The following is a 20,579-nucleotide window of genomic DNA, read 5'->3' on the forward strand; positions in this document are numbered from 1 at the left end:
GTATTCTTCATTGCTTCCGGAGCTGTTGAAGTGGAACTCGGCCGGCACACCTCGCGGCTCGGTCGTGGTGAAATGTTTGGGCAATTGGCCATGCTATTGAAACGGCCCCGTCGCGTAAACGTGCGGGCGTTGGCACCCTCGACCCTGCTTATGCTTGACGAGGCAAGTTTCCGGCGCTTACTGCGGCGAAGCAATGCCATGCGAAGCTCTGTCAAGATCAGCGCTGACAAGCGCATGATCGACCCAGCCGTGTTGGATCTGGATGAGGCAGAGGGATCCTCAAAAAAAGGGACCATATCTTGAGAGTTTCTCAATTGGAAAGGAACCGCAAAATCAACAGCGGTGTTTCACGGGCACCAGCCGGGTTCTGTTTCGTTGAATGTCTACACCTATCAGAGGCTTGTTCACTCGAAAAAAACCGTCACTACCCTCAACATCTCGGAAAATCGCCCCAATTGCCGACCTCTCATTTTTAGAGCGTCAGTCAAGAAGTGCAGCTGTATTAGACAGCGGGGCGCACGATCTGCGATATCAACGGCCCTTACCGGTCATCGGCCGGTGCTCGCCTTCGCTGCGCTGCGGCCCGTCAGACCGGACTTTCGCTGCGACCGCAAAATCTAAGGGACCATGAACTCACAGAACGCGGACAAAGCTGCCGTCTGTATTTGCCCGAAGCCAAGTTATTGACTCTTGCAACTCTTGCCCAAGGCGAACATCTGGGCTGCCGAAAATGCACGAATGAATTTTTTCAAGGTTTCTTGGAGTCGCCGGAACAGCACCTCAAACTCATTAGGTGCAGGCTACCCGAACAACTAGGTCCGCCTCGCATTTGTTTCTCTTGGTGCAATTGCCTTCAGAATTTCTACCGCTCTCATAGACACACATTGGCGGTTTTGTTGACCAACCCTGCTTCGTGCTACACTCGTCTTTGCCCGTGCATTGCGAGCCCCCACAAGTTTTGGGGTGCCATTGTCTGAGCGACTGATATGTTTTTCATTCACTTGGGCAAGTTCTGCTGCGAAAAGAACATACCGCTTCTCCGTTTGTCATTTCGGTAACCCTCCGGCGTTGCTACACTCCACCGCTGTGGCTGCCGCACCGCTAGTGGCTGAAACTGCCACAGCAAGGAAGAAAATTCCTGCAAATAGTTTTGCCAAATAGCGCACCACTATTTTCCTAACGCGATCATACGCAGCAAGATAGCAAGAATGAGACCAAGAAAAAGCTCTCAAACTCACTGTCAATTGGCGCCATCAGTGGACGTTCAGCAAGACCTGGGCGATACCTGCTCCACATTAAAATAATCCAATGACCGAGTTTTCACTTTTCCGTGTGCACTCCGTTCACGCAATACTCAAATCCCAACGACTTGCCCTTTGAGGCTATATAGAATGTACAAAACTTCCTCTTGCTCCCGCTGACCAACGTCGTTTGCCTGTAGTGCGTTCACGGCGTCGTCCAATACTGCGACAAACTCGTCTCCGCTGATGTTCATGTGCCGATGCGCGGCAACCATATCCTTGCCTGCATAGATCTCAGGTCCACCAGAACCAGTAATAAAGAAGTCTCCTGCCATTTGCTTGAGGTGCTTCATATCACTTCCTGCAAATCGAGCAGAGACAACTGGGTTTTTGGAGTGATTGTCCACCAGCGTGTCAACTATTCGCCGAATACCATCCGTTCCCCCCAAACGATCATAAAGTGTCGCAGGCATTGTCTATCCCTTTTTTTTTGATCGGCGTTTCTCAGACGCTAGCATGGTATTCTAATTGGAGCCAAATCTATTGCATTTTGGCCACGCAATTGATCCCAGCTCACCTTGAAAAACGATGAGCGCTTTGGGCTCAATGCGGTCGTTTGCTAAATTTTCCCGAGAGACCGCATTGCGGACAAAGCAGGCGTTTCCCTGCGTCCGATAAATGACCGCTCTCCACGTTATTTAGCTTCCAGCCTCGCAACGTCCTATGGAATTTTCCGGTCCTGGAACAGGCTCCGACAAATGCCGGTAAACCTGTCAGCCAGCAGATTCTCTGGGGCGTCCATATGTGACGCAATGACAATTCGCATCGGCGGTATTGAATCTGAGAGTTTGATCGGGACAACCCGACCGCCGTCGTAGGTTTTGTTGTCGGCAGGTTTCATCGAGAGAAGCGAAACACCCAGCCCGTTTGCCACGTTACAGCGAACCGATTCAATCGACGACGATCGAAACGTGATCTTCGGTGCAATATCGAACTCGGCAAAAATGCTAAGAAAAAAGTCCCGGCTTTGAGGGGCATCAAAAAGCACGAACTCCTCTCCGTCGATCTCTCGAATTGACACGGACGCCCTTTTTGAAAGCCTGTGGTTTGGTGGAACGATCAGATAGAGGTCTGCCTTTGCAAGAGGACGTATGCGGAACAAGGTTTCATCAATGCCCAGATCATAAAGGATCGCTAGGTCGATTTCGTTTCGGTCCAGGGCTATGATCAGGTCTTCTTGCAGAAGTTCGTCGACATCCAAAACTACACCAGGCATGTGTCTCGGGAAGACGCTGAGGATGTGCGACAGATAGAACGGTGCAATCGACTGAAAGCAGCCTAGGCGTAACGTTCCCATTCTGTGAGCAGCAATATCTGCCACCGCGACGTCCATTTTGTCGGCGTAAACCAGCATTTGTTCAGCATACCGAAGGAACTCGACACCTTGTGCCGTCAGCTCCATTCCGCGCGCGTGCAAGCGTCTAAACAACACAAGTCCCGTTTGAGTTTCCAGTTTGGCGATAGCTTGGGCAACGGCGGGCTGCGAGATGCTAACGAGCTGCGCTGCTGAAGCGATCCCACCAGTCTGCGCCACTGCTCGGAAGTAGCGGCATTGTTTGAGTGTTATTTCGACCATGACGCTTGGATAACTTTTTCCACTTTAAAGGCAACAAAAAACAATTTTATTTGTTCTTTGTGCCTCTGTATCACGTCAACAACGCAACTTGACGGCAGGAGAGACCAATGGAGCTGAAAGACATTATCGACTTAAAAGCCTTTCCGATCGGCAATACGGATTTCCGCGCAGCTTGTAAGAAAGAGTTTAACGAAACGGGTGTCTTCGTGATGCCGGGATTTGTTCAAAAGGGAGCGATTGATACAATCCGTGACGAGGGCATCGCCAACAAAGACAAGGTCTTTAAGTCAACAAAGCAACACAACGTCTACCTGACCCCAAAAGACGAAAGGTTTGCTGACGACCATGCACGCAATCGCCTCGTTACCTCATCCAAAGGATGTATTACCGACGATTTGATGCCGCAGGGCTCACCGTTGCGCCAACTCTATGACGCCCCGGTTTTCCGGAGCTTCTTGTGCGATGTCCTTGGCGAAGACGCGATGCACCAATACGCAGACCCGTTATCTTCCATCAACCTGCATTTTGCTGAAAAGGGAGAGGAGCTTGGCTGGCATTTTGACAACTCGTCCTTTGCCATCACCTTGATGGTGCAAGCGCCTGAAAAGGGTGGGAAGTTCGAATACGTTAACGCCGTTCGCGATGCAGATTTAGGCGAAATGGGATTTGAGAAAGTTAATGAAATTTTGGACGGAAAGGCACCAGTGGAAATTGTCGAGGCCGATGCCGGTACACTGGTCTTCTTCCGGGGCCGCAACTCGATTCACCGGGTTGCACCTAATGAAGGTGATCTAACGCGCATTCTCGCAGTGCTTGCTTATAATGCCGAACCCGGTGTCGAACTTTCTGAAGCCGCCCGAATGACCTTTTATGGTCGATTGAGCTAAAAGTAGCTCACCGCGATCGCCTCGCCCCGCAATGTAGAAAATACGAGAGCGACCTGAAAGCTGACATTGCTGCCACGCGCAGCATCAAGTAGTTTGGACTTGAAACGGTCATTCGCCGCAGAACGCCCCTGGGTCTGCTTTGGGCTCGTCGAAACGGCAGGTGCGAATTCTCGACGCGGTTGTTGAGCCACCTTCCCGTCTGTTGTTTTTCGGGCCCGCCCATTTCTCTGAGCGCAGCTTTGTAGGAAGCGAAACGATCCGTCACGATCTCTCTACACAGCCATGGCGCTTCATCAATTTTTTGAGGAATTTCAATGCCGCTTGCTCGTTTCGGCGTTTGGTGACAACTGCTTCCAGCACCTCACCCTCGTGATCGATTGCACGCCAGAGATAGTGGTGTTTGCCGTTCACCTTCACAAAAACCTCGTCCACATGCCACTTCCATTTTGAAAAGGCTCGAAGTTGTTGCACCCGCTTTCTTCGGATCTCAGCAGCAAACATCGGGCCGACCCTGTTCCATCAAAATCGAACAGTCTCGTGGCTCGCCTCAATTCCCCTTTCGTGCAGCAGGTCTTCCACGTTTCGAAGCGACAATGGGAACCGAACGTACAGCATGACTGCCAGAGGAATGACCTCTGGGCTGGTCTTGAAGTATTTGAATGGCGATTGTTTGATCATGCGCGAAGGCTACGAAGGCACCCTACCCGCCTCAACCCAAGTTTTTCTGACAACAACTATTTTCACACAAACCTGTTCACGTAGTTTTCCAGAATTTCCTGGCGACCGGACTTTGGTGCCGGGTTAATATCCTCATCTATGACCCGGTCGTATACTTGCTCCAGACTGCTTTCCAACATTGAGGCCGCCTTTGGAGTGTTCCAACCAGAATACCTATCCAAAAGAGCGGCATCCATGCCACCATCTTCAATCATTGCCGCGGCAGCTTTCAAACCGCGTGCACATATGTCCATTCCACCGATATGAGCTGCCACAAGATCGACGGCGTCAATCGATTGTCGGCGAATTTTGGCGTCGAAATTAGTGCCGCCGGTGGTAAAACCACCCGCCTTCAAGATGTAATAGTAAGCTAAGGCAACTTCCGGTGTATTGTTCGGGAACTGGTCTGTATCCCATCCAGACTGGTAGTCGTTGCGGTTCATATCAATCGAACCCAGCATCCCTTCGGCAGCCGCGACTGCGATTTCATGCTCAAAGCTATGCCCGGCAAGGATCGCATGGCCCTGCTCGAGATTCAGTTTCACTTCGTTCTCCAACCCGTACTTCCTGAGAAATCCGATGCAAGTAGCTGCGTCATAGTCGTATTGGTGCTTGGAAGGCTCCTGAGGTTTCGGTTCTACAAGAATGGTACCTTTGAACCCGATTTTGTGTTTGTACTCTACGACCATGTTTAAAAATCTGCCCATGTGGTCCAGTTCGGTTTTCAGATCCGTGTTCAGCAGGGTCTCATAGCCTTCACGTCCGCCCCAAAGAACATAGTTTTCGCCGCCAAGCTTGTGGGTCGCGTCGATACAGGATTTTACTGTCGCTGCGGCGTATGCAAAAACGTCAGGGTCTGGATTAGTACTGGCGCCAGACATCCAGCGACGATGGCTGAACATATTGGCCGTTCCCCAAAGAAGCTTGGTGCCTGAAACCTGCATCTTTTCACCAATGTAATCGGTGATCTCTTCCAAGGCATTGAGGTTTTTAGCAAAGTTGCCCTGCTCGGGACGGATGTCAGCGTCGTGCCAGCAAAAATAGGGTTGGCCCAAAAGTTCAAACATCTCAAAAGCGATATCGGCCTTCATGCGGGCCCGTTCCATGTCGTCCTGCGGATGCCATGGGCGCTCCAGGGTGGGTCCTCCAAAGGGATCCCCCCCTTCCCATGCGAAGGAATGCCACCAGGCCACTGCAAACCTCAGATGGTCTTCCATGCGTTTACCCAAAATCACTTCATCGGGGTTGTAATGCCGGAAGGCCATTGGGCTTTGACTATCCACGCCCTCATATTGGATCCGTTCGATCCCATTGAAAAATCCGCTTGTCATACCTGACCCTATTCTGCTTTTTGCGTTGGCTGTTTGCCGAGAATAATCATCGACAAAAGATCGTCATCAGTGACGTCTGCGATATCGACCGTGCCAACCAGTTTTCCGTTCTTCATGACCGAGGCGCGGTCGCACAGTTCCATGACGGCATGCACGTCGTGATCGATCAGGAATATCCCAATGCCTTGCGCCTTTAGCTGGTGGATCAAATCCGCCACCATCTGAGTTTCATGCGGCCCAAGCGCTGCTGTCGGCTCGTCCATAATCAGAATACGAGCGTTGAAGTAGACGGCCCGAGCGATCGCTACTGATTGTCTTTGCCCACCCGACAAGGCGGAGACCGGGTCATTGAACTTCTGAAAGTTCGGGTTGAGCTGCGCCATGATCTTTCGGCATTCTGCCTCCATGGCTGCGTCGTTGACCAAACCAAAAGGCGTCGTCATCTCGCGCCCAAGGAACAGGTTCGATGTCGCGTCCAGATTGTCGGCCAAGGCGAGCGTCTGATATATCGTTTCGATGTTGTTCGCCCGGGCGTCACGGGGATTGCCAATCTCGACCGATTTGCCATCGATCAGTATCTCGCCGTGGTCCATCTGATAGGCGCCGGACAATACCTTGATCAACGTGGACTTTCCGGCCCCGTTATGGCCAAGTAGACCAACGACTTCACCCGGATAGAGATCGACCGACACATGGTCGACGGCCTTGACCCCACCAAAGGAAATCGAAATATCGCGCATCTCGACCAATGGCGGCGCGCCCGAACCGCGTCCCGAATTGGAGGGGGCTTTCTGCGTGTCCTGAGCTTGCATCACTTAGCCCCCAGTCGCTTGCGGTAGACGATGTCGATATAGACGGCCAGCACGAGAACGCTGCCGACGACGATGTTCTGAAACGGCGCGTCAACGCCAACCATTGCCATACCCGATTGCAGCGCCTGCATGATCAATGCACCAAGGATCGCGCCATAGATGGTACCGATGCCGCCCGACAATGCGGTTCCTCCGATCACTGCAGCGGCGATGACCCGAAGTTCGTCGAGCGTACCAATGTCGTTCGAGTGGTTTGCCAAGCGGGCCGAGGCGACCACCGCGGACACGGCGCACAAGAAACCCATCAAAGCAAAGATTTTCACGGTCAGCAACCGAGTGTTGATACCTGAAAGCTCTGCCGCATCCGGGTTGCCACCAGTGGCAAAGATGTATCGACCAAACCGGGTTTTTCGTGCCACGATCGTCAGGGTAACCGCTACTATGATTAGTATGAGGACAGAAATCGGTATGCCGTATCCTACAACCAGCCCTTCTGGCATTGTCTCGCCGCGCGCTTCGAACATGCGTTGCAGCCGGCGCGTCGGAATGGCGTAGCTGTTTACGATGAAAACGTACCCAAGGATGGCAATTGCGATTATCCCGGCCAGGGTGGCCTCGGCCCAAGCAGGCTTCACAGGGAAGCCATGTGCCGCTTTTGCACGTCGGCCACTCCACAAAGCCCAGATGGCAACCGCAGTAGCGAAAAGCCCAAACAGCCAGCTTGTCGTCGTTCCCAACGTACCGTTGGTCCCGCCAAACATCAGGAATGTACTATCCAGAGGACCAATCGTCTGGCCGCTCGTCAAATACCACGCCACGTTTCTCCAAACCAGAAATCCACCAAGCGTGACGATGAACGCTGGTATCGTCAGATAACCAACCATCCAGCCATGAAACGCACCAATCAGCGTGCCGACCAATAGCCCGACGACAATGGTGATCGCCCATGTGGCCGGATTGTTCAAACCCATCCCAAGCACCTGCGGCAAAAGCTCGGTTTGCGTCATTGCCATCACTGCTGACGTTGTTGCAAGTAATGCTCCGACCGACAAATCGATGTACCGCGTGACGATTATGAACACCATCCCGCACGCCATAATGGCAACTGAAACCGTCTGGATAGACAGGTTGAACAGGTTTCGAGGTGTCAGGAACCGCCCATCTGTGAAGATGTTGAACCCGATGCACAGGATGACAAACGCGCCGATCATTCCTAAAAGCCGCATATCCAGTTCCAGTTGTTGGAACAGGCTGGGTTTCGCTTTTTCAGGTACCGGCTGAGACGAAGTTTCGGTCATTTCCGATCTTTCATATTCAGCAATTGTCCCCGGCCTAGACAGGGCCAGGGACTTTGAAGATTAGTTACAAGGAGCAGGTCCGTTTTCAACGCCTTGGCACAGATCTTCCAATGGGATCCATCCGGCGTCCACAACGACGGACAGGTTGTCCTTGGTGATCGGAACCGGCGCAAGGAAGACCGAATTCATCGCTGTGCCACCTGGTGATGTCCAGCTTGTTGCGCCTTCGACGTCAGCCGGGCTTGTTCCACCGCTCAGTGCGACAGCGATTTCGCCAGCGGCCTTTCCGAGTTCACGGGCATCCTTCCATACCGAAACTGTCTGAGTTCCCAGCGCAACTCGGTTCAGGGCCGCATGGTCGCCGTCCTGACCGGACACCGGAATGCCTTCCATACCCTGTGCCGTCAGCGCAGCAACAACGCCGCCTGCTGTCCCGTCGTTCGAAGCAACAACTGCATCCACGTTGTTCTCATTCGCGGTCAGAATCTGTTCCATATTTCGCTGCGCGTTCGCGGGCAGCCAACCATCCGTATAGGCTTCACCAACGATTACGATGTCACCGCTGTCTACTGCGGCTCCGATAATTTCCTGCTGTCCACCCCGCAAGAAATCTGCGTTCGGATCAGTAGGAGAGCCTTTGATCATCACGTAGTTGCCTTTGGGCATGGCCTCAAAGACAGCTCGGGCCTGCATTCTGCCGACTTCCACATTGTCGAAAGTCAGATAGAACGCACGGTCATCCTCAATCAGGCGATCATAAGCAATGACCGGAATACCTTCGTCAGCCGCTGCCTGAACAGCCGGTCCGATGGCCTGTGCGTCCTGCGCGAGAATGATAAGCGCGTCCACACCTTGGGCGATCAGGCTTTCAATGTCCGATAACTGCTTTGCGGAAGACGATTGCGCGTCTGCCGAAATGTACTCGGCGCCGCCTGCTTCAAGCGCCGACTTAATTGCCGCCTCGTCCGTTTTCCAACGCTCTTCCTGAAAGTTCGACCAGCTTACGCCAACCACTGGCTCTGCGAATGCGGTCGAAGCCAACAAAGTGGCCACAGCCGAAAAGCTGAGAATTTTTTTCATGATTTCCTCCCATTTGCCGAGCCATCGCATTTCGATTCGCGGCTCTCACAAATTTGAATACCATATTTATTTCAGTCGGTAAAATATTTAGCCTACAAGACACCATTAAATTCACTTAAGTTGGGTCCAGAGTAAGATTCGAGAGGGCAAGATGCTGAAAAGCAAAGCGTCTGTGGTTTCTTTAGACCAAAGAAACGCAACCCGCTTGCGGGTGTTGGAACAGATCAGAAGCAAGGGATCCGTATCACGGATTGATATCGCGTCCGCCTTGGAAACCAGTCCTGCCACGATCACCTCAGCAACGGCTGATTTGATCTCGGCAGGGCTGATCAAAGAGATTGAAGGCGAAGCACAGTCAAAGTCGGGAAAAAGGGGGCGACCCAGAGTTTTGCTGCAATTGGACGGCCAGTCGTTCCTTGTCGCGGGCCTGAAGGTTGCACGCCAAATGATCTCGGTCATTCTCGTGGATTTTGAAGGGAACGAGGTGACGTCGCACAAGGCCCAGCTTGAAGACGCCCGAATGTCGCCGGCAAACCTTATATCGACTATCCGCTTGGCCCTTGAAGACACATGCCAACAGGTCGGTCTTTCAATCGAACACTTGGCTGGCATTTCAATCGGATTGGCTGGGCAGATTGATGCAGCTAGAAACTTTGTCCACTGGTCGTCTTCGGTGACCGAAAGAAACATTGATTTCAACCCTTTAATTGCGAAAGAGCTCCCCTGCCCTGCCTTCGTGGAAAACGACGCCAACCTCGTCGCAAAAGCCGAACAGCTTTTTGGGCTAGGCAAAGGGCTAAAGAACTTTCTTGTTGTCACGATCGAACATGGTGTTGGCCTCGGTATCGTTTTGGACGGTAGGCTCTACCGCGGGAAAAGAGGCTGTGGGGCTGAGTTTGGGCATACCAAAGTGCAACTCGACGGCGCTCTGTGCCAATGCGGTCAACGGGGGTGCTTGGAAGCCTATGTTGGGGACTACGCCTTGATCCGAGAAATGACTGTCACGGGTCACGCCGACGACATGCAAACGGTCTCGGACATCCACACTCGCGCCAATTCCGGTGATGACAGAGCCACCTCGGTGCTTGCGCGTGCGGGGCAGATGTTTGGTCTTGGAGTGTCCAATCTGATCAATCTGTTCGATCCCCAATGCATCATTGTGTCAGGTGCGCAAATGAGCTTTGAACACCTCTGCTCGGCCGAGGTTATGACGCGCATTCAAAATGGTGTTGTGAATGTCGACGCACCCTTGCCTGAAATCAAAGTGCATCACTGGGGCGATCTGATGTGGGCCAAAGGTGCGGCCGCGTATGGGATCGAACAGGTCTTGATCCTGAAGGTAAAGGGGCTTGCGGCGAATGCGTCCTGAATTTGCGGCATTACTCGTTCTTGCCACAGCTGCCGATGCCGATTCACAGCTTCAATTCAAAAGCATCGACGTGCCCGTTCATATTTACGATGGCGGCTGGGAGCACTTTGTTGGCGGCGGAGTAGCGGTTTTTGATTGTAACGGAGACACATTACCCGAATTGTTCGTCGCGGGCGGGTCCAATCGATCTCAGCTGTTCAAAAACACCTCTGAGGGCGAGGTTTCTTTTCTTATTGAGACACCGGATCAGCTGTCCTTAACCGGAGTAACCGGCGCCTACCCATTGGACGTTGACGGCGATGGTTTGATGGATCTGGCCATATTGCGTGTGGGCGATGATGTCCTGCTTCAAGGTCAGTCGGATTGTCAGTTCCGTCCCTTCGATAACATCAAGTTCCAAACCGTGGATCACTGGACCACTGGATTTTCGGCCACATGGGAAGACGACCAATCCTTGCCAACATTGGCATTTGGAACTTACGTGGATCGCTTCGACCCGGACGGCCCGTTTGAATCTTGCGACCCAACCCTACTCTACCGCCCGAACGGGGGCAGCTATGGCAAACCCCAGCAACTAGAACCCAGCTTCTGCTCGCTTTCCATTCTGTTTTCCGACTGGGCACGATCCGGACGCGCAGACCTTCGTGTCAGCAATGACCGCCACTATTACGTGCGCAATGGGCAAGAACAGCTATGGGCGATGGAGCCTGAACCGCGATTATACTCGACCGAAGACGGATGGCTGCCCTATTCGATCTGGGGAATGGGTATTGCCTCTCGCGATCTGACCGGAGATGGCTTTCCCGAGGTCTATCTGACCTCGATGGGCGACCAGAAACTTCAGGTGTTTGACCCGGATACCAACGGCCCGACGTGGCGCGATGCAACTTACGAAAAAGGCACAACCGCACACAGACCGCATGTCGGTAACGACGGAAGGCCGTCGACCGGCTGGCACGCACAGTTTGGAGACGTCAACAATGACGGCCGAGACGACATCTTCGTGACCAAAGGCAATGTCGAGCAAATGCCGGATGCTGCACTGAACGATCCAAATAACCTGTTGGTTCAGCGCTCGGAAGGTCAGTTTATCGAAGCCTCGGCAGAGGCTGGTGTTGCTTCGATGGCGAAGTCTCGCGGTGCAGCGCTTGCAGATCTGAACAACGATGGGTGGCTCGATCTGGTGGTCGTAAACCGCGGATCAATACTTGAGGTCAGTCAAAATATCTCAACAGGCGGCAATTGGCTGTTGGTTGATGTTGCTCAGGACAAATCCAACCAGGCAGCGGTCGGTGGATTTGTCGAGGTTCAAACCGCGCAAGGTTTGCAAACCCGAGAAATAACCATTGGCGGCGGACATGCTGGTGGTGTGACTGGATATCAACATTTCGGTTTGGGGGACGAAACCCAAGTACAGCTTCGGGTAGTCTGGCCGGATGGAGAGGCCAGCACATGGCAGGACGTGGCACCGAACCAGATTGTTCAAATGCGTCGGTGACTATTGATCTACCGGCAGACCGCTTGGAACTTGGGCAGGCACACCCAGCCTCTGCGCCGGATCCTCAAGGCTTGCCAGAAAACTTAAAAGAGCGTCGACCTCGTGATCCGTAAGAGTAATTTTCGACAAGCTGTTGCTGTTGGCAATGGCATCCAGATGTTGCTGCTCCAGCAAGGGAGTTTCGTCTTCAGAGCCCGGGAAATCTGGCAACAAAGCCATCTCCACCGTGTAGTTTCGCAAGGACGTAACCGGGTCCAGATGGTGGCGCACGATATCTTCGAGTCGCGCAAATGCTCCGTTGTGCCCATACGGCGCGGTCAGCGTTACATTGCGTAGAGATGGCGTGCGAAATGTGAACGCATCTTCGGCACGACCTGTAACACGAAGTCGCCCATCATCGCGAACATGACTCTCAAACCGCGCGGCCTTTCCAGGCCCGATTTGCGGCAAACCGATCGAATGAAACTTGTGATCCGTCTGGAACCAGCCCGCGTGGCAACTGCTGCACCCCGCCTTGCCGAAAAACAGGTGCATGCCGAATTCGGCGTTTTTAGATAGTGCGTCTTCGCCTCGCATCGCGCGATCAAAGGGGCTGTTGTCGGCGCGCCATTCGAATGCGATGAAATCTGCGATCACGTTTGCAATGGCCGTGAATGAGATCTCACTACCCGGCGTAATGGCATCAAAGCGCTGCTTGTATTCTGGGATGGCGGCAACACGAGCCGCAATCAGGTCCCACGCTCCACCTTGTTGTGTCAATAGCCCCAATCGAACCGCTTCGCTGACGTCATTTTCGGAGTAATGACCGGCCATTTCGTCTGGTGAAAGCACCGGGAACATCGCCTGTGCCGCCAATGCCGATTGAAAACCGGACCGCATATGTGTCCCCAAAGGAGTTCTGATCCCGTTTGGTTGCGTTGGATCGGCTTCAAGACGCCCATCATGGAAAAACGTCGCGAACTCCGTCGCACCAAGATTCCAAAGCGCCGGTGAGTTTCGAGGGATACGTTGCTCCGGCGTATTCTGAGTATCCAGCGTGCGTTCAGTACCCAAGCCGATCCCGCCTTCCCCGATACCGAGCGAAAGGCCGTCCGACGTGCCAAGCCTAGGGTGATGACAGGTCGCACAACTGATGTTCTTGTTGCCGGACAAAACCGGATCGTAGAAAAGCAACTGTCCCAATTCAACGCGGTGGAAATCAGGCTCAAGGAAAGTCGGAGGTGGTCCAAGTTCCTGAGCATTGGCGCTGGTGCCAGCAATCAAAAAGCTGATGATGGGAATGAATAGCCTAACTCCCATTGCCACCTTCCGTGATCTCGAGCGAGAGTTCATGCCGGTAAGGTTTTTCGGGCGTGCAAATGACCGAGGGAAACGAAGGTATGTTGGGCGCGTTCGGGCATCCCGATGGCTCGATGCACGAACCAGATGAACCGCGTAGTGGCTTCGCCATATGGGCACCCGAATAAACCTGTGCTCCGGGTTGGTCAGCATAAGCGGCCAGAAAAAGAGCGGACGACGCGGTGAATTTCGTGACCGGATCTGTCGGGTCACGGGCTTGATCAAAGCAGAAATAGTGGTCGATCGGCATCGGAACATGCCCGATCGATCTAGGTGTAGAGAAATCCAATTCGCTGTCCTTGGTCGAACATAGCCCGCCGGACGGAACTCCTTGTTCGTCAATTTCTGAGTACCGCTCTGAGGCGAGTTCCAGCTCGTGTGCGTCAACACCCTTTGCGCTGCCCAAAGTATAGTAGTTGTGTTGTGTAAGATTGATCGGTTTAGGCCGGTCAGAATGATCTTGTAGTGTGTAGGTCAACCATGGGTTCCGTAGCGTGACACTGACCCCGAACCGGACGTTCCCTAGAAAGCTGCTTTCCCCGTCGCGTGAAAGGTAACGTAATACCACTTCGTTTGGTGCGGTCTGCTCAAGGTTCCAGAATTGTTTGGAAAGCCCCTCTGCTCCCCCATGTAGAGTGTTTTCACTTTCATTGGCGTTAAGTTCAAAACCAGCGCCTTGCAACTCGAACCGCGCGCCGCCGATCCGGTTCGCAACACGGCCAACGGTTGCGCCCATAAAGGTTTTATCGGTGAAGTATTTAATTAGGTCATTGAACCCCCAAAAAAGCCGCACGTCCTTGTACCACCAACCTTGAGTGAATGCCCCATTGTTCAGCACCGAGGCTCGCATGTCCCCATCAGTCAGCATAACCGTTTCGAACCGAGAAGGTTTTCCAACTTCAGCCATCATCCACCCGCCAAGGGCGCCAGCGCCTTATAGTACTGCCGATATTGTCCGAATTCCCTTTCATAGGGTTCGACCAGATCCTTGCGTGGGTCGATGCTTTCCTGAATTTTAGGCGGCTTCATAATGTCGCCGGGCTTTGCATTGTTAGCGGCACAGATCGCAAGTCGTGCAGCGCCCATGGCCGCGCCGAATTCGCTGCCTTTTGGAACATCCAAAGGCACTTGCAATACCGTAGCAAGTGTTTCCAACCAAAACCTGGATCTTGCACCTCCTCCAACAGCCATCAAGTTGGTCGGCGAGGTCCCTGTGCTTTTCAAGGCTTCGAGACAGTCACGCATTGCAAAGGCAACGCCCTCCATCACAGATTGGGTCAGATCGGCGGGGCCCGATGCGACGTCGACACCCAAGAATGCTGCTCGAATGCGACTGTCGTTATGCGGCGTTCGCTCGCCTGAAAGATACGGCAGGAACGTAATCGAAGAAGGTCTGGCAATGCTATCAGGTACCATCGACGCCAGTTTTTCCACAGGTTGGCCGAGATTGCTTGAAAGCCAATTCATACTGTTTGTTGCCGAGAGTATGACCCCCATTTGTATCCACATTTCGGGAACAGCATGGCAAAAGCAGTGCACTGCAGTTTCAGGCGCCGGGCCATATGCATCCCGAGCAACAAGAAGAACTCCGGACGTTCCCAACGACACGAAACCCGCACCGTCCTTTACGCTCCCGATACCGCAAGCCGCCGCTGCGTTGTCGCCTGCGCCACCCGCCACGACAACAGGACCAGAAAGGCCCCATGCATGCCGCAGCTCGGTTTTCAGTTCACCAGCCGGCTCATTCCCTTCGACAAGACGCGGCATCTGTGCGGCCTGCATGTGACCCAAACCCAGCGCCGTTTCAGACCACTGCCGTTTGTCAACATCCAACCAGGATGTTCCGGCACTGTCTGACATGTCCGAGATGTATTCACCTGTCAGCCAAAACCGAAGATAGTCTTTCGGCAATAAAACTTTGGCTGTTTTTGAGAAAACCTCGGGCTCGTGCGACCGCACCCATTCCAGTTTCGGCGCTGTGAAACCCGGGAAAACAATGTTCCCGGAAATGGTCCGCATCTGTGGAGACTGATCGAGTGTTTTTGCCTCGTTTGCAGATCGTGTGTCATTCCATAGAATGCAGGGCCTTAGAGTTTCACCTTCGGCATCCAACAAGGTGGCACCATGCATGTGCCCGCTCAGACCAATTCCGCGCAGTTTTGCGAATGCCGATGCGTTGTCTGACCGGAGCTTCGCAATAACCTTTGTGCACGCGTTAATCCAATCTGACGGATTCTGCTCGGACCAACCGGGTTTTGGCGTCGATGTGGAAATGCCAGCTTCTGCGTCGCTGACGACGAGACCGGCGTCATCAATCAGAATTCCTCTGAGACCCGACGTTCCCAAATCCAATCCAAGATACATTCGGCGTCACCCTTTGATGTTTTATTTTAATTGGTAAAATTAATTATGGATGACGCCCTGTCAAGGCGAGTATCGCGCTACTCCAACTTTACCCAAGCTGCATTTCTTGCAGAGCTTTGCACACAAGCTGCGACGAACCTGACACCATTCAACCCATCCTGAACGGTGGGATAGATCACCGACGGATCAGGCGAATTCCCACTTCGAAACGCTATAATGGCATCCGCAGCTTCACTATAGATGTTTGCAAACCCCTCCAGATACCCTTCCGGATGACCCGGAGGCACCCTGCTCAGCCGATTGGCGGCATCCCCGGCTCCGGCCCCATTTCGGGTGATCAGACGTTTTGGTTCGCCATAAGGCGTAAACCAAAGATAGTTCGGGTCTTCCTGCGCCCATTCAAGCCCACCCTTTTCACCATATACGCGCAATCGCAGGGCGTTTTCGTTTCCAGGGGCAACTTGGGACGACCACAGCATCCCGCGCGCGCCGCCTTCGAACCGCAACAGGACATGCGCATTGTCATCGACTTTGCGTCCTGGCACGAAGGCCTGCAAGTCAGCTGCGAGGCTCTCCGGTTTCAGACCTGTCACAAAGCAGGCGATGTTATAAGCATGGGTTCCGATGTCACCGGTCGACCCCCCTGTGCCGGAACGCTCAGGATCGGTTCGCCATTCGGCCTGTTTGAAGTCCTGCTGCTCGGTCAACCAATCCTGCGGATATTCAACCTGAACCACGCGGATTTTGCCGATCTCCCCATTGGCGACCATCTCACGCGCCTGACGGACCATGGGGTAGCCGGTATAATTGTGGGTCAGAATGAACAGCGCACCGGAACACTCTGCCGCCTTGACCAGCTTCTTGGCATCCACAAGGGTCGAGGTGAGGGGTTTATCGCAAATCACATGAATGCCGCGCTTCAGGAACTCGCGCGCGGCGGCGTAGTGAATGTGATTGGGCGTGACGATCGAGACTGCCTCTATCCCCGATTTCAAACGCGCCTCTCTGATCGCCATCTGCTTGAAATCGTCGTAGACCCGGTCGAGTCCCAACACCGCACCGCTTTCCCTGGATTTCTCCGGCGTTGAAGACAAAGCACCTGCGACCAACTCGAACTTGTCGTCTAAGCGAGCGGCAATTCGATGCACACCGCCTATGAACGCATCATTGCCGCCGCCAACCATGCCAAGGCGAATGCGGCCAGATGTTTCTTCACTGCGTCCAGTTACCATCAGTCTATCCCCAGCATTTTCCGATTGGCCGCCTCGTCTGCGCCACCATCCGCAAAGTCGTCAAAGGCTTTCTCGGTCACGCGGATAATGTGATCGGACACGAACTGCGCGCCTTCACGCGCCCCGTCCTCAGGGTGTTTCAGACAACACTCCCATTCTACCACAGCCCAGCCGTCAAAGTCGTTCGCCGCCATTTTGGAGAACACAGCCCCGAAGTCGACCTGACCATCGCCAAGCGACCGGAACCTTCCTGCCCGATCAACCCAGCCTTGATAACCGGAATACACGCCCTGCCGACCGGTCGGGTTGAACTCGGCGTCTTTGACATGAAACATCCGGATCCGGTCTTTGTAGATGTCGATATTGTCCAGATAATCGAGACATTGCAGGACATAATGTGACGGGTCGTACAACATACATGCCCGAGCATGGTTGCTTGTCCGTTCGAGGAACATCTCAAAGGTCACACCGTCATGCAGGTCTTCGCCCGGATGGATTTCATAGCACACATCGACGCCGCAGTCTTCCGCGTGATCCAGAATTGGCATCCAACGGCTGGCCAGTTCATCAAACGCCGTTTCGATCAGACCTGCAGGACGTTGCGGCCAAGGGTAGACATAGGGCCAGGCCAGTGCGCCAGAGAATGTCGCGTGCGCTGATATCCCCAAATTCTTGGAGGCTGACAGCGCCTTCTTGACCTGATCCACCGCCCATTCCTGCCGGGCTTTCGGGTTCCCTCTAACGCTTTCGGCGGCGAAGCCGTCGAAAGCTGTGTCGTAGGCGGGGTGCACGGCTACAAGTTGGCCCTGAAGATGCGTGGACAACTCGGTGACGTCTACGCCGTTTTCTTTAGCCTTACCCTTGAACTCGTCACAGTAGTCCGTGCTAGAGGCGGCGGTTTCAAGATCAAACAACCGGCTATCCCAACTGGGCACCTGAACGCCTTTATAGCCGCAATCCGCCGCCCATTTGGTGATGGCGTCCCACGAATTGAAGGGCGCTTCATCTCCGGCAAACTGTGCCAGAAACAACGCCGGGCCTTTTATCGTTTTCATAATGTCTCCTCCCCAAAAACCGATGCCTCTATGGCGGCAAATTTTCCTTCAGATAGATATCGATACGAATGCGCTCTTGCGCTTTGTTGAACGGAACCTTGTCAGATGTTGCGCGCAGTAGACGAACCGCAGATCGGACCAAGTGGCCTGAATCCTGTGAGATCAACGCATCAAAAGTCCCGCGACTCAGCGCTTCGCGGCTCAGCGGCGTAAGCTCGTGAGCAATAATCACCAGATCCTTGCTGATATTGCCGTCAGACAGAAACTGGATCAGTCCGGCGTTGCCAGCAGCGGAAGAGTAGATCCCGACGAGATCCGGGTAGGTCACAAAAATCTCAGGCATCATCTTGTAGATTAGCTCAGGGTCATCGCGACCTTCGACCGACGCCACTACTTCGAGATGCGGAAAATCCTCGGCGATAACCAGATCAAATCCCTGGCGCCGTTCCAAATGATCTCGCGCCAGGCGCGAACCTGTCAGCACCAGCACTTTTCCCTTGCGATGCACAAAGCGCCCCATCAGTTGAGCTGCCGTACGACCTGCCGAAACATTGTCAATTCCAATGAAATGGTCCCTGTCCGAGCTAGGCAGGTCAGACACCAAAGCCACCACCGGAACGCCTTTGTCCCGGGCTCTTTTCACGGCATCCCGGACCGAAGGCGTTTCGGGTCCGAAAACGGCGACGCCATCAATATCGCGACTGTTCAGCGCATCCAGAATCTCGACAATTTCCTGAGGATCAAACGGAGCCACCCGTTGAATTTTCATACGCGTCCGCTCAATTAACTGGTCGCGTGACTGTTCAACGACCTGCTTGCTGAGCGCTTCGACAAACTCGTTGTCGGTATCGGGCAGCACGAACAAGAAGTTATAGATACGCTGTCGCGCAAGGTTAGCTGCAGCGGTGTCGCGGACATAGCCAAGCTCATTGATTGCCTGTTGAACCTTTTCTACGGTCACGGCCCGAACGCCTGGTCGCCTGTTCAGGACTCGATCAACGGTTGCCAAGCTAACACCCGCAACGCGCGCGATGTCATTCACAGTTGGCTTATTCACCAATTTTAGTTTGTGTTTTTGGTCTTCCACGAGTCGTTCAGCCTTTAATCTCCTGCGCCAACCCCTCGAACAGCAAGGCGACGGCTTCAGCGCCAGGATCGTTATTTCCCATTAGGTTTTCCTCGGGAACATAGGCGGCCCGACCGGCCTTGGCACGGTGAATATTTGCCGTACTGTCTGCACCTTCGCGCGCCGCCTGTGCAGCTTGAGCCAAACCCAAAGGCAAAGCGTCCAGCGCGGGAGCCAACGCATCGATCATCGTTCTGTCCCCAACTTTGGCCCCGCCAACTTGGCTAACGCGGTTCAAACCTTCCACAAGGGATTTCGGGATCGACGCGCCACTGGCGCAGGCGTCTCCAGAAGCATTAAAAAAGATAGCAAGGATCACGCCCGAAGAACCGCCCATTGTCTGGCTGAGTTCGTTGCCCAAAGCGGGGAAGAGTTGTGTCAGATCCGCAAGGGGCATTCGGTCCAGGCTACCCTGCAATGCCCTCGCCGCAGTTGCCAATGTGCTACCGGTGTCTCCGTCACCTGATTTGGCATCCAATTCGTTCAGGTCTTTCTCGGCATTTATCAGCAATTCGGACAATCGCGTAATCGTTTCCTTTGTGGCTGGATTGTTCGAAGGAATAGGATCAATCGGGGTCAAGCCATCAGGCAAAGGTGCAACTTGAACTGGACCAATAGAATTGACGCCGGGCCATGCCACCAGACCGACCTGAGCTTCAAGCGCCGACAATTCGCCTTCGCTGACGGGCAACACAGAAACAGAGAACCCATGCATGTCCAGCGATGTCATCATTGGCGCAGGACCAATAACGTGACTCGTCAAACCAGTCTCGGACAAAGCGTGCGTCAGCACGGACATTTCCAAAGGGGTTGTCGACCCGAGGTTGTTGACCAACGCAACACACTCCCCCGCACCGACCCGTTGTTTTAACTTTTCCACGACGGTGGACATTGCTGTGACCGCATTGTCAAATTCCACCTGTTCGACACCCGGTTCGCCATGGATACCCAAGCCCAATTCAGCTTTGCCCGGCGCAATCCTGTTCTCTTTCGGAGACCCCGGTACAGTGCAGGTGTCCAGGCTCATCCCGATGCTGACCACTTTATCGATGACGCTTTTTGCAGCCTTGGTCACGGTGTCCAGATCAGCGCCATCTTCCGCAAGCGCGCCGGCAATTTTGTGTACGAACAAGGTCCCTGCCACACCGCGCGGTTGCGGTAGGTCCGGCAAGGCGATGTCGTCATCCACCACCACCATCTCAACTTTGCGCCCCAAGGCGCGGGCACGTTCTGCAGCGAGCCCGAAGTTCAACCGATCGCCCGTGTAATTCTTGACGATCAGCAAACACCCCGCCTCACCGGTCACGGCGAGAATACCAGCAAGAACCGCTTCGACCGATGGGGATGCAAACACCTCTCCGCAAACAGCGGCGGTCAGCATTCCAGCCCCGACAAAACCCGCATGAGCGGGCTCGTGTCCGGACCCTCCACCAGAGACCAACGCAACCTTCGATTTGTCCCAGTCCGAGCGGTAAACCACCTTGATATGCGGGTAACCGTCCAACCGAGTCAATGCGCCGCCAGAAGAGGCCAAAAGGCCGTCTATCGCCTCTGTTACAAGGGTTTCTTTTGTGTTGAGGAACTGGGCCATGCTT

General features: G+C 53.8%; 17 protein-coding genes and 1 pseudogene. 4 read left to right on the forward strand and 14 right to left on the reverse strand.

What is annotated here, in order from left to right; translation table 11 throughout:
• The coding region (locus tag AC2FJE_RS22855) for a cyclic nucleotide-binding domain-containing protein (protein ID WP_496761510.1) at nt 1-303 on the forward strand (303 nt) is incomplete at its 5' end.
• A gap of 1,051 nt (nt 304-1,354) precedes the next feature.
• Here AC2FJE_RS22855 and AC2FJE_RS22860 read toward each other — a convergent pair.
• Nucleotides 1,355-1,714, reverse strand: coding sequence for a group I truncated hemoglobin (locus tag AC2FJE_RS22860; protein ID WP_282121406.1), 360 nt, complete (start codon nt 1,712-1,714; stop codon nt 1,355-1,357).
• A gap of 248 nt (nt 1,715-1,962) precedes the next feature.
• Complete coding sequence (locus AC2FJE_RS22865; RefSeq protein ID WP_496754804.1) at nt 1,963-2,877, reverse strand: LysR family transcriptional regulator; 915 nt, start codon at nt 2,875-2,877, stop codon at nt 1,963-1,965.
• A 107-nt stretch (nt 2,878-2,984) separates the two neighbouring features.
• On the opposite strand from AC2FJE_RS22865, the gene AC2FJE_RS22870 reads away from it, so the two are divergent.
• On the forward strand, nt 2,985-3,764 hold the full coding sequence (locus tag AC2FJE_RS22870; protein ID WP_058272430.1) for a HalD/BesD family halogenase: 780 nt from the start codon (nt 2,985-2,987) through the stop codon (nt 3,762-3,764).
• Nucleotides 3,765-3,771: 7 nt separating this feature from the next.
• Here the strand turns inward: AC2FJE_RS22870 and AC2FJE_RS22875 are convergent.
• From AC2FJE_RS22875 to xylF, 5 genes and pseudogenes are all read right to left on the reverse strand, one after another.
• Nucleotides 3,772-4,442: pseudogene (locus tag AC2FJE_RS22875) on the reverse strand (IS6 family transposase).
• A 62-nt stretch (nt 4,443-4,504) separates the two neighbouring features.
• Nucleotides 4,505-5,812, reverse strand: a complete 1,308-nt coding sequence (gene xylA / locus AC2FJE_RS22880; RefSeq protein WP_496754807.1) for a xylose isomerase — start codon at nt 5,810-5,812, stop codon at nt 4,505-4,507.
• 8 nt (nt 5,813-5,820) lie between these two features.
• Nucleotides 5,821-6,624, reverse strand: a complete 804-nt coding sequence (locus AC2FJE_RS22885) for an ATP-binding cassette domain-containing protein (protein ID WP_496754809.1) — start codon at nt 6,622-6,624, stop codon at nt 5,821-5,823.
• Nucleotides 6,624-7,922 (reverse strand): sugar ABC transporter permease, encoded by a 1,299-nt coding sequence (locus AC2FJE_RS22890; RefSeq protein WP_496754811.1) that lies wholly within the window; start codon nt 7,920-7,922, stop codon nt 6,624-6,626. Before AC2FJE_RS22890 ends, AC2FJE_RS22885 begins: the two co-directional genes overlap by 1 nt.
• A 60-nt stretch (nt 7,923-7,982) precedes the next feature.
• Nucleotides 7,983-9,002, reverse strand: a complete 1,020-nt coding sequence (gene xylF / locus AC2FJE_RS22895) for a D-xylose ABC transporter substrate-binding protein (protein WP_282168707.1) — start codon at nt 9,000-9,002, stop codon at nt 7,983-7,985.
• Nucleotides 9,003-9,153: 151 nt separating this feature from the next.
• On the opposite strand from xylF, the gene AC2FJE_RS22900 reads away from it, so the two are divergent.
• Nucleotides 9,154-10,371 (forward strand): ROK family protein, encoded by a 1,218-nt coding sequence (locus tag AC2FJE_RS22900; protein WP_496754814.1) that lies wholly within the window; start codon nt 9,154-9,156, stop codon nt 10,369-10,371.
• Nucleotides 10,361-11,869 (forward strand): CRTAC1 family protein, encoded by a 1,509-nt coding sequence (locus AC2FJE_RS22905; RefSeq protein ID WP_496754815.1) that lies wholly within the window; start codon nt 10,361-10,363, stop codon nt 11,867-11,869. The genes AC2FJE_RS22900 and AC2FJE_RS22905 overlap by 11 nt, the downstream gene beginning before the upstream one ends.
• Here AC2FJE_RS22905 and AC2FJE_RS22910 read toward each other — a convergent pair whose 3' ends face one another.
• The 7 genes from AC2FJE_RS22910 to AC2FJE_RS22940 all read right to left on the reverse strand — a co-directional run bounded on the left by AC2FJE_RS22910 (nt 11,870) and on the right by AC2FJE_RS22940 (nt 20,575).
• Nucleotides 11,870-13,168, reverse strand: coding sequence for a cytochrome-c peroxidase (locus tag AC2FJE_RS22910; RefSeq protein ID WP_058274740.1), 1,299 nt, complete (start codon nt 13,166-13,168; stop codon nt 11,870-11,872).
• Nucleotides 13,158-14,117, reverse strand: a complete 960-nt coding sequence (locus AC2FJE_RS22915) for an aldose epimerase family protein (protein ID WP_496761511.1) — start codon at nt 14,115-14,117, stop codon at nt 13,158-13,160. Before AC2FJE_RS22915 ends, AC2FJE_RS22910 begins: the two co-directional genes overlap by 11 nt.
• Entirely contained in the window at nt 14,114-15,571 is a 1,458-nt protein-coding gene (gene xylB / locus AC2FJE_RS22920) for a xylulokinase (RefSeq protein ID WP_496700088.1), read from the reverse strand. Before xylB ends, AC2FJE_RS22915 begins: the two co-directional genes overlap by 4 nt.
• Nucleotides 15,572-15,648: 77 nt before the next feature.
• Nucleotides 15,649-16,803, reverse strand: a complete 1,155-nt coding sequence (locus tag AC2FJE_RS22925) for a Gfo/Idh/MocA family protein (RefSeq protein WP_496754820.1) — start codon at nt 16,801-16,803, stop codon at nt 15,649-15,651.
• Nucleotides 16,803-17,858, reverse strand: a complete 1,056-nt coding sequence (locus AC2FJE_RS22930; protein WP_282168714.1) for a sugar phosphate isomerase/epimerase family protein — start codon at nt 17,856-17,858, stop codon at nt 16,803-16,805. The genes AC2FJE_RS22925 and AC2FJE_RS22930 overlap by 1 nt, the downstream gene beginning before the upstream one ends.
• Nucleotides 17,859-17,886: 28 nt before the next feature.
• Nucleotides 17,887-18,945 (reverse strand): LacI family DNA-binding transcriptional regulator, encoded by a 1,059-nt coding sequence (locus tag AC2FJE_RS22935; RefSeq protein ID WP_496761512.1) that lies wholly within the window; start codon nt 18,943-18,945, stop codon nt 17,887-17,889.
• A gap of 7 nt (nt 18,946-18,952) precedes the next feature.
• Nucleotides 18,953-20,575 carry a dihydroxyacetone kinase subunit DhaK gene (locus AC2FJE_RS22940; RefSeq protein ID WP_496754827.1) on the reverse strand — a complete coding sequence of 541 codons (1,623 nt, stop codon included), beginning with the start codon at nt 20,573-20,575 and terminating at the stop codon, nt 18,953-18,955.
• Between the last annotated feature and the right edge of the window lie 4 nt (nt 20,576-20,579).

It is taken from the genome of Ruegeria sp. CDSC002, assembly GCF_059610905.1.

What these genes read in the sequence shown, in the direction of transcription:
- AC2FJE_RS22860 (WP_282121406.1), bottom strand. Translation starts at nt 1,714, where the DNA reads ATGCCTGCGACACTTTATGATCGTTTGGGGGGAACGGATGGTATTCGG.
- AC2FJE_RS22865 (WP_496754804.1), bottom strand. Translation starts at nt 2,877, where the DNA reads ATGGTCGAAATAACACTCAAACAATGCCGCTACTTCCGAGCAGTGGCG.
- AC2FJE_RS22870 (WP_058272430.1), top strand. Translation starts at nt 2,985, where the DNA reads ATGGAGCTGAAAGACATTATCGACTTAAAAGCCTTTCCGATCGGCAAT.
- xylA (WP_496754807.1), bottom strand. Translation starts at nt 5,812, where the DNA reads ATGACAAGCGGATTTTTCAATGGGATCGAACGGATCCAATATGAGGGC.
- AC2FJE_RS22885 (WP_496754809.1), bottom strand. Translation starts at nt 6,624, where the DNA reads ATGCAAGCTCAGGACACGCAGAAAGCCCCCTCCAATTCGGGACGCGGT.
- AC2FJE_RS22890 (WP_496754811.1), bottom strand. Translation starts at nt 7,922, where the DNA reads ATGACCGAAACTTCGTCTCAGCCGGTACCTGAAAAAGCGAAACCCAGC.
- xylF (WP_282168707.1), bottom strand. Translation starts at nt 9,002, where the DNA reads ATGAAAAAAATTCTCAGCTTTTCGGCTGTGGCCACTTTGTTGGCTTCG.
- AC2FJE_RS22900 (WP_496754814.1), top strand. Translation starts at nt 9,154, where the DNA reads ATGCTGAAAAGCAAAGCGTCTGTGGTTTCTTTAGACCAAAGAAACGCA.
- AC2FJE_RS22905 (WP_496754815.1), top strand. Translation starts at nt 10,361, where the DNA reads ATGCGTCCTGAATTTGCGGCATTACTCGTTCTTGCCACAGCTGCCGAT.
- AC2FJE_RS22910 (WP_058274740.1), bottom strand. Translation starts at nt 13,168, where the DNA reads ATGGGAGTTAGGCTATTCATTCCCATCATCAGCTTTTTGATTGCTGGC.
- AC2FJE_RS22915 (WP_496761511.1), bottom strand. Translation starts at nt 14,117, where the DNA reads ATGATGGCTGAAGTTGGAAAACCTTCTCGGTTCGAAACGGTTATGCTG.
- xylB (WP_496700088.1), bottom strand. Translation starts at nt 15,571, where the DNA reads ATGTATCTTGGATTGGATTTGGGAACGTCGGGTCTCAGAGGAATTCTG.
- AC2FJE_RS22925 (WP_496754820.1), bottom strand. Translation starts at nt 16,803, where the DNA reads ATGGTAACTGGACGCAGTGAAGAAACATCTGGCCGCATTCGCCTTGGC.
- AC2FJE_RS22930 (WP_282168714.1), bottom strand. Translation starts at nt 17,858, where the DNA reads ATGAAAACGATAAAAGGCCCGGCGTTGTTTCTGGCACAGTTTGCCGGA.
- AC2FJE_RS22940 (WP_496754827.1), bottom strand. Translation starts at nt 20,575, where the DNA reads ATGGCCCAGTTCCTCAACACAAAAGAAACCCTTGTAACAGAGGCGATA.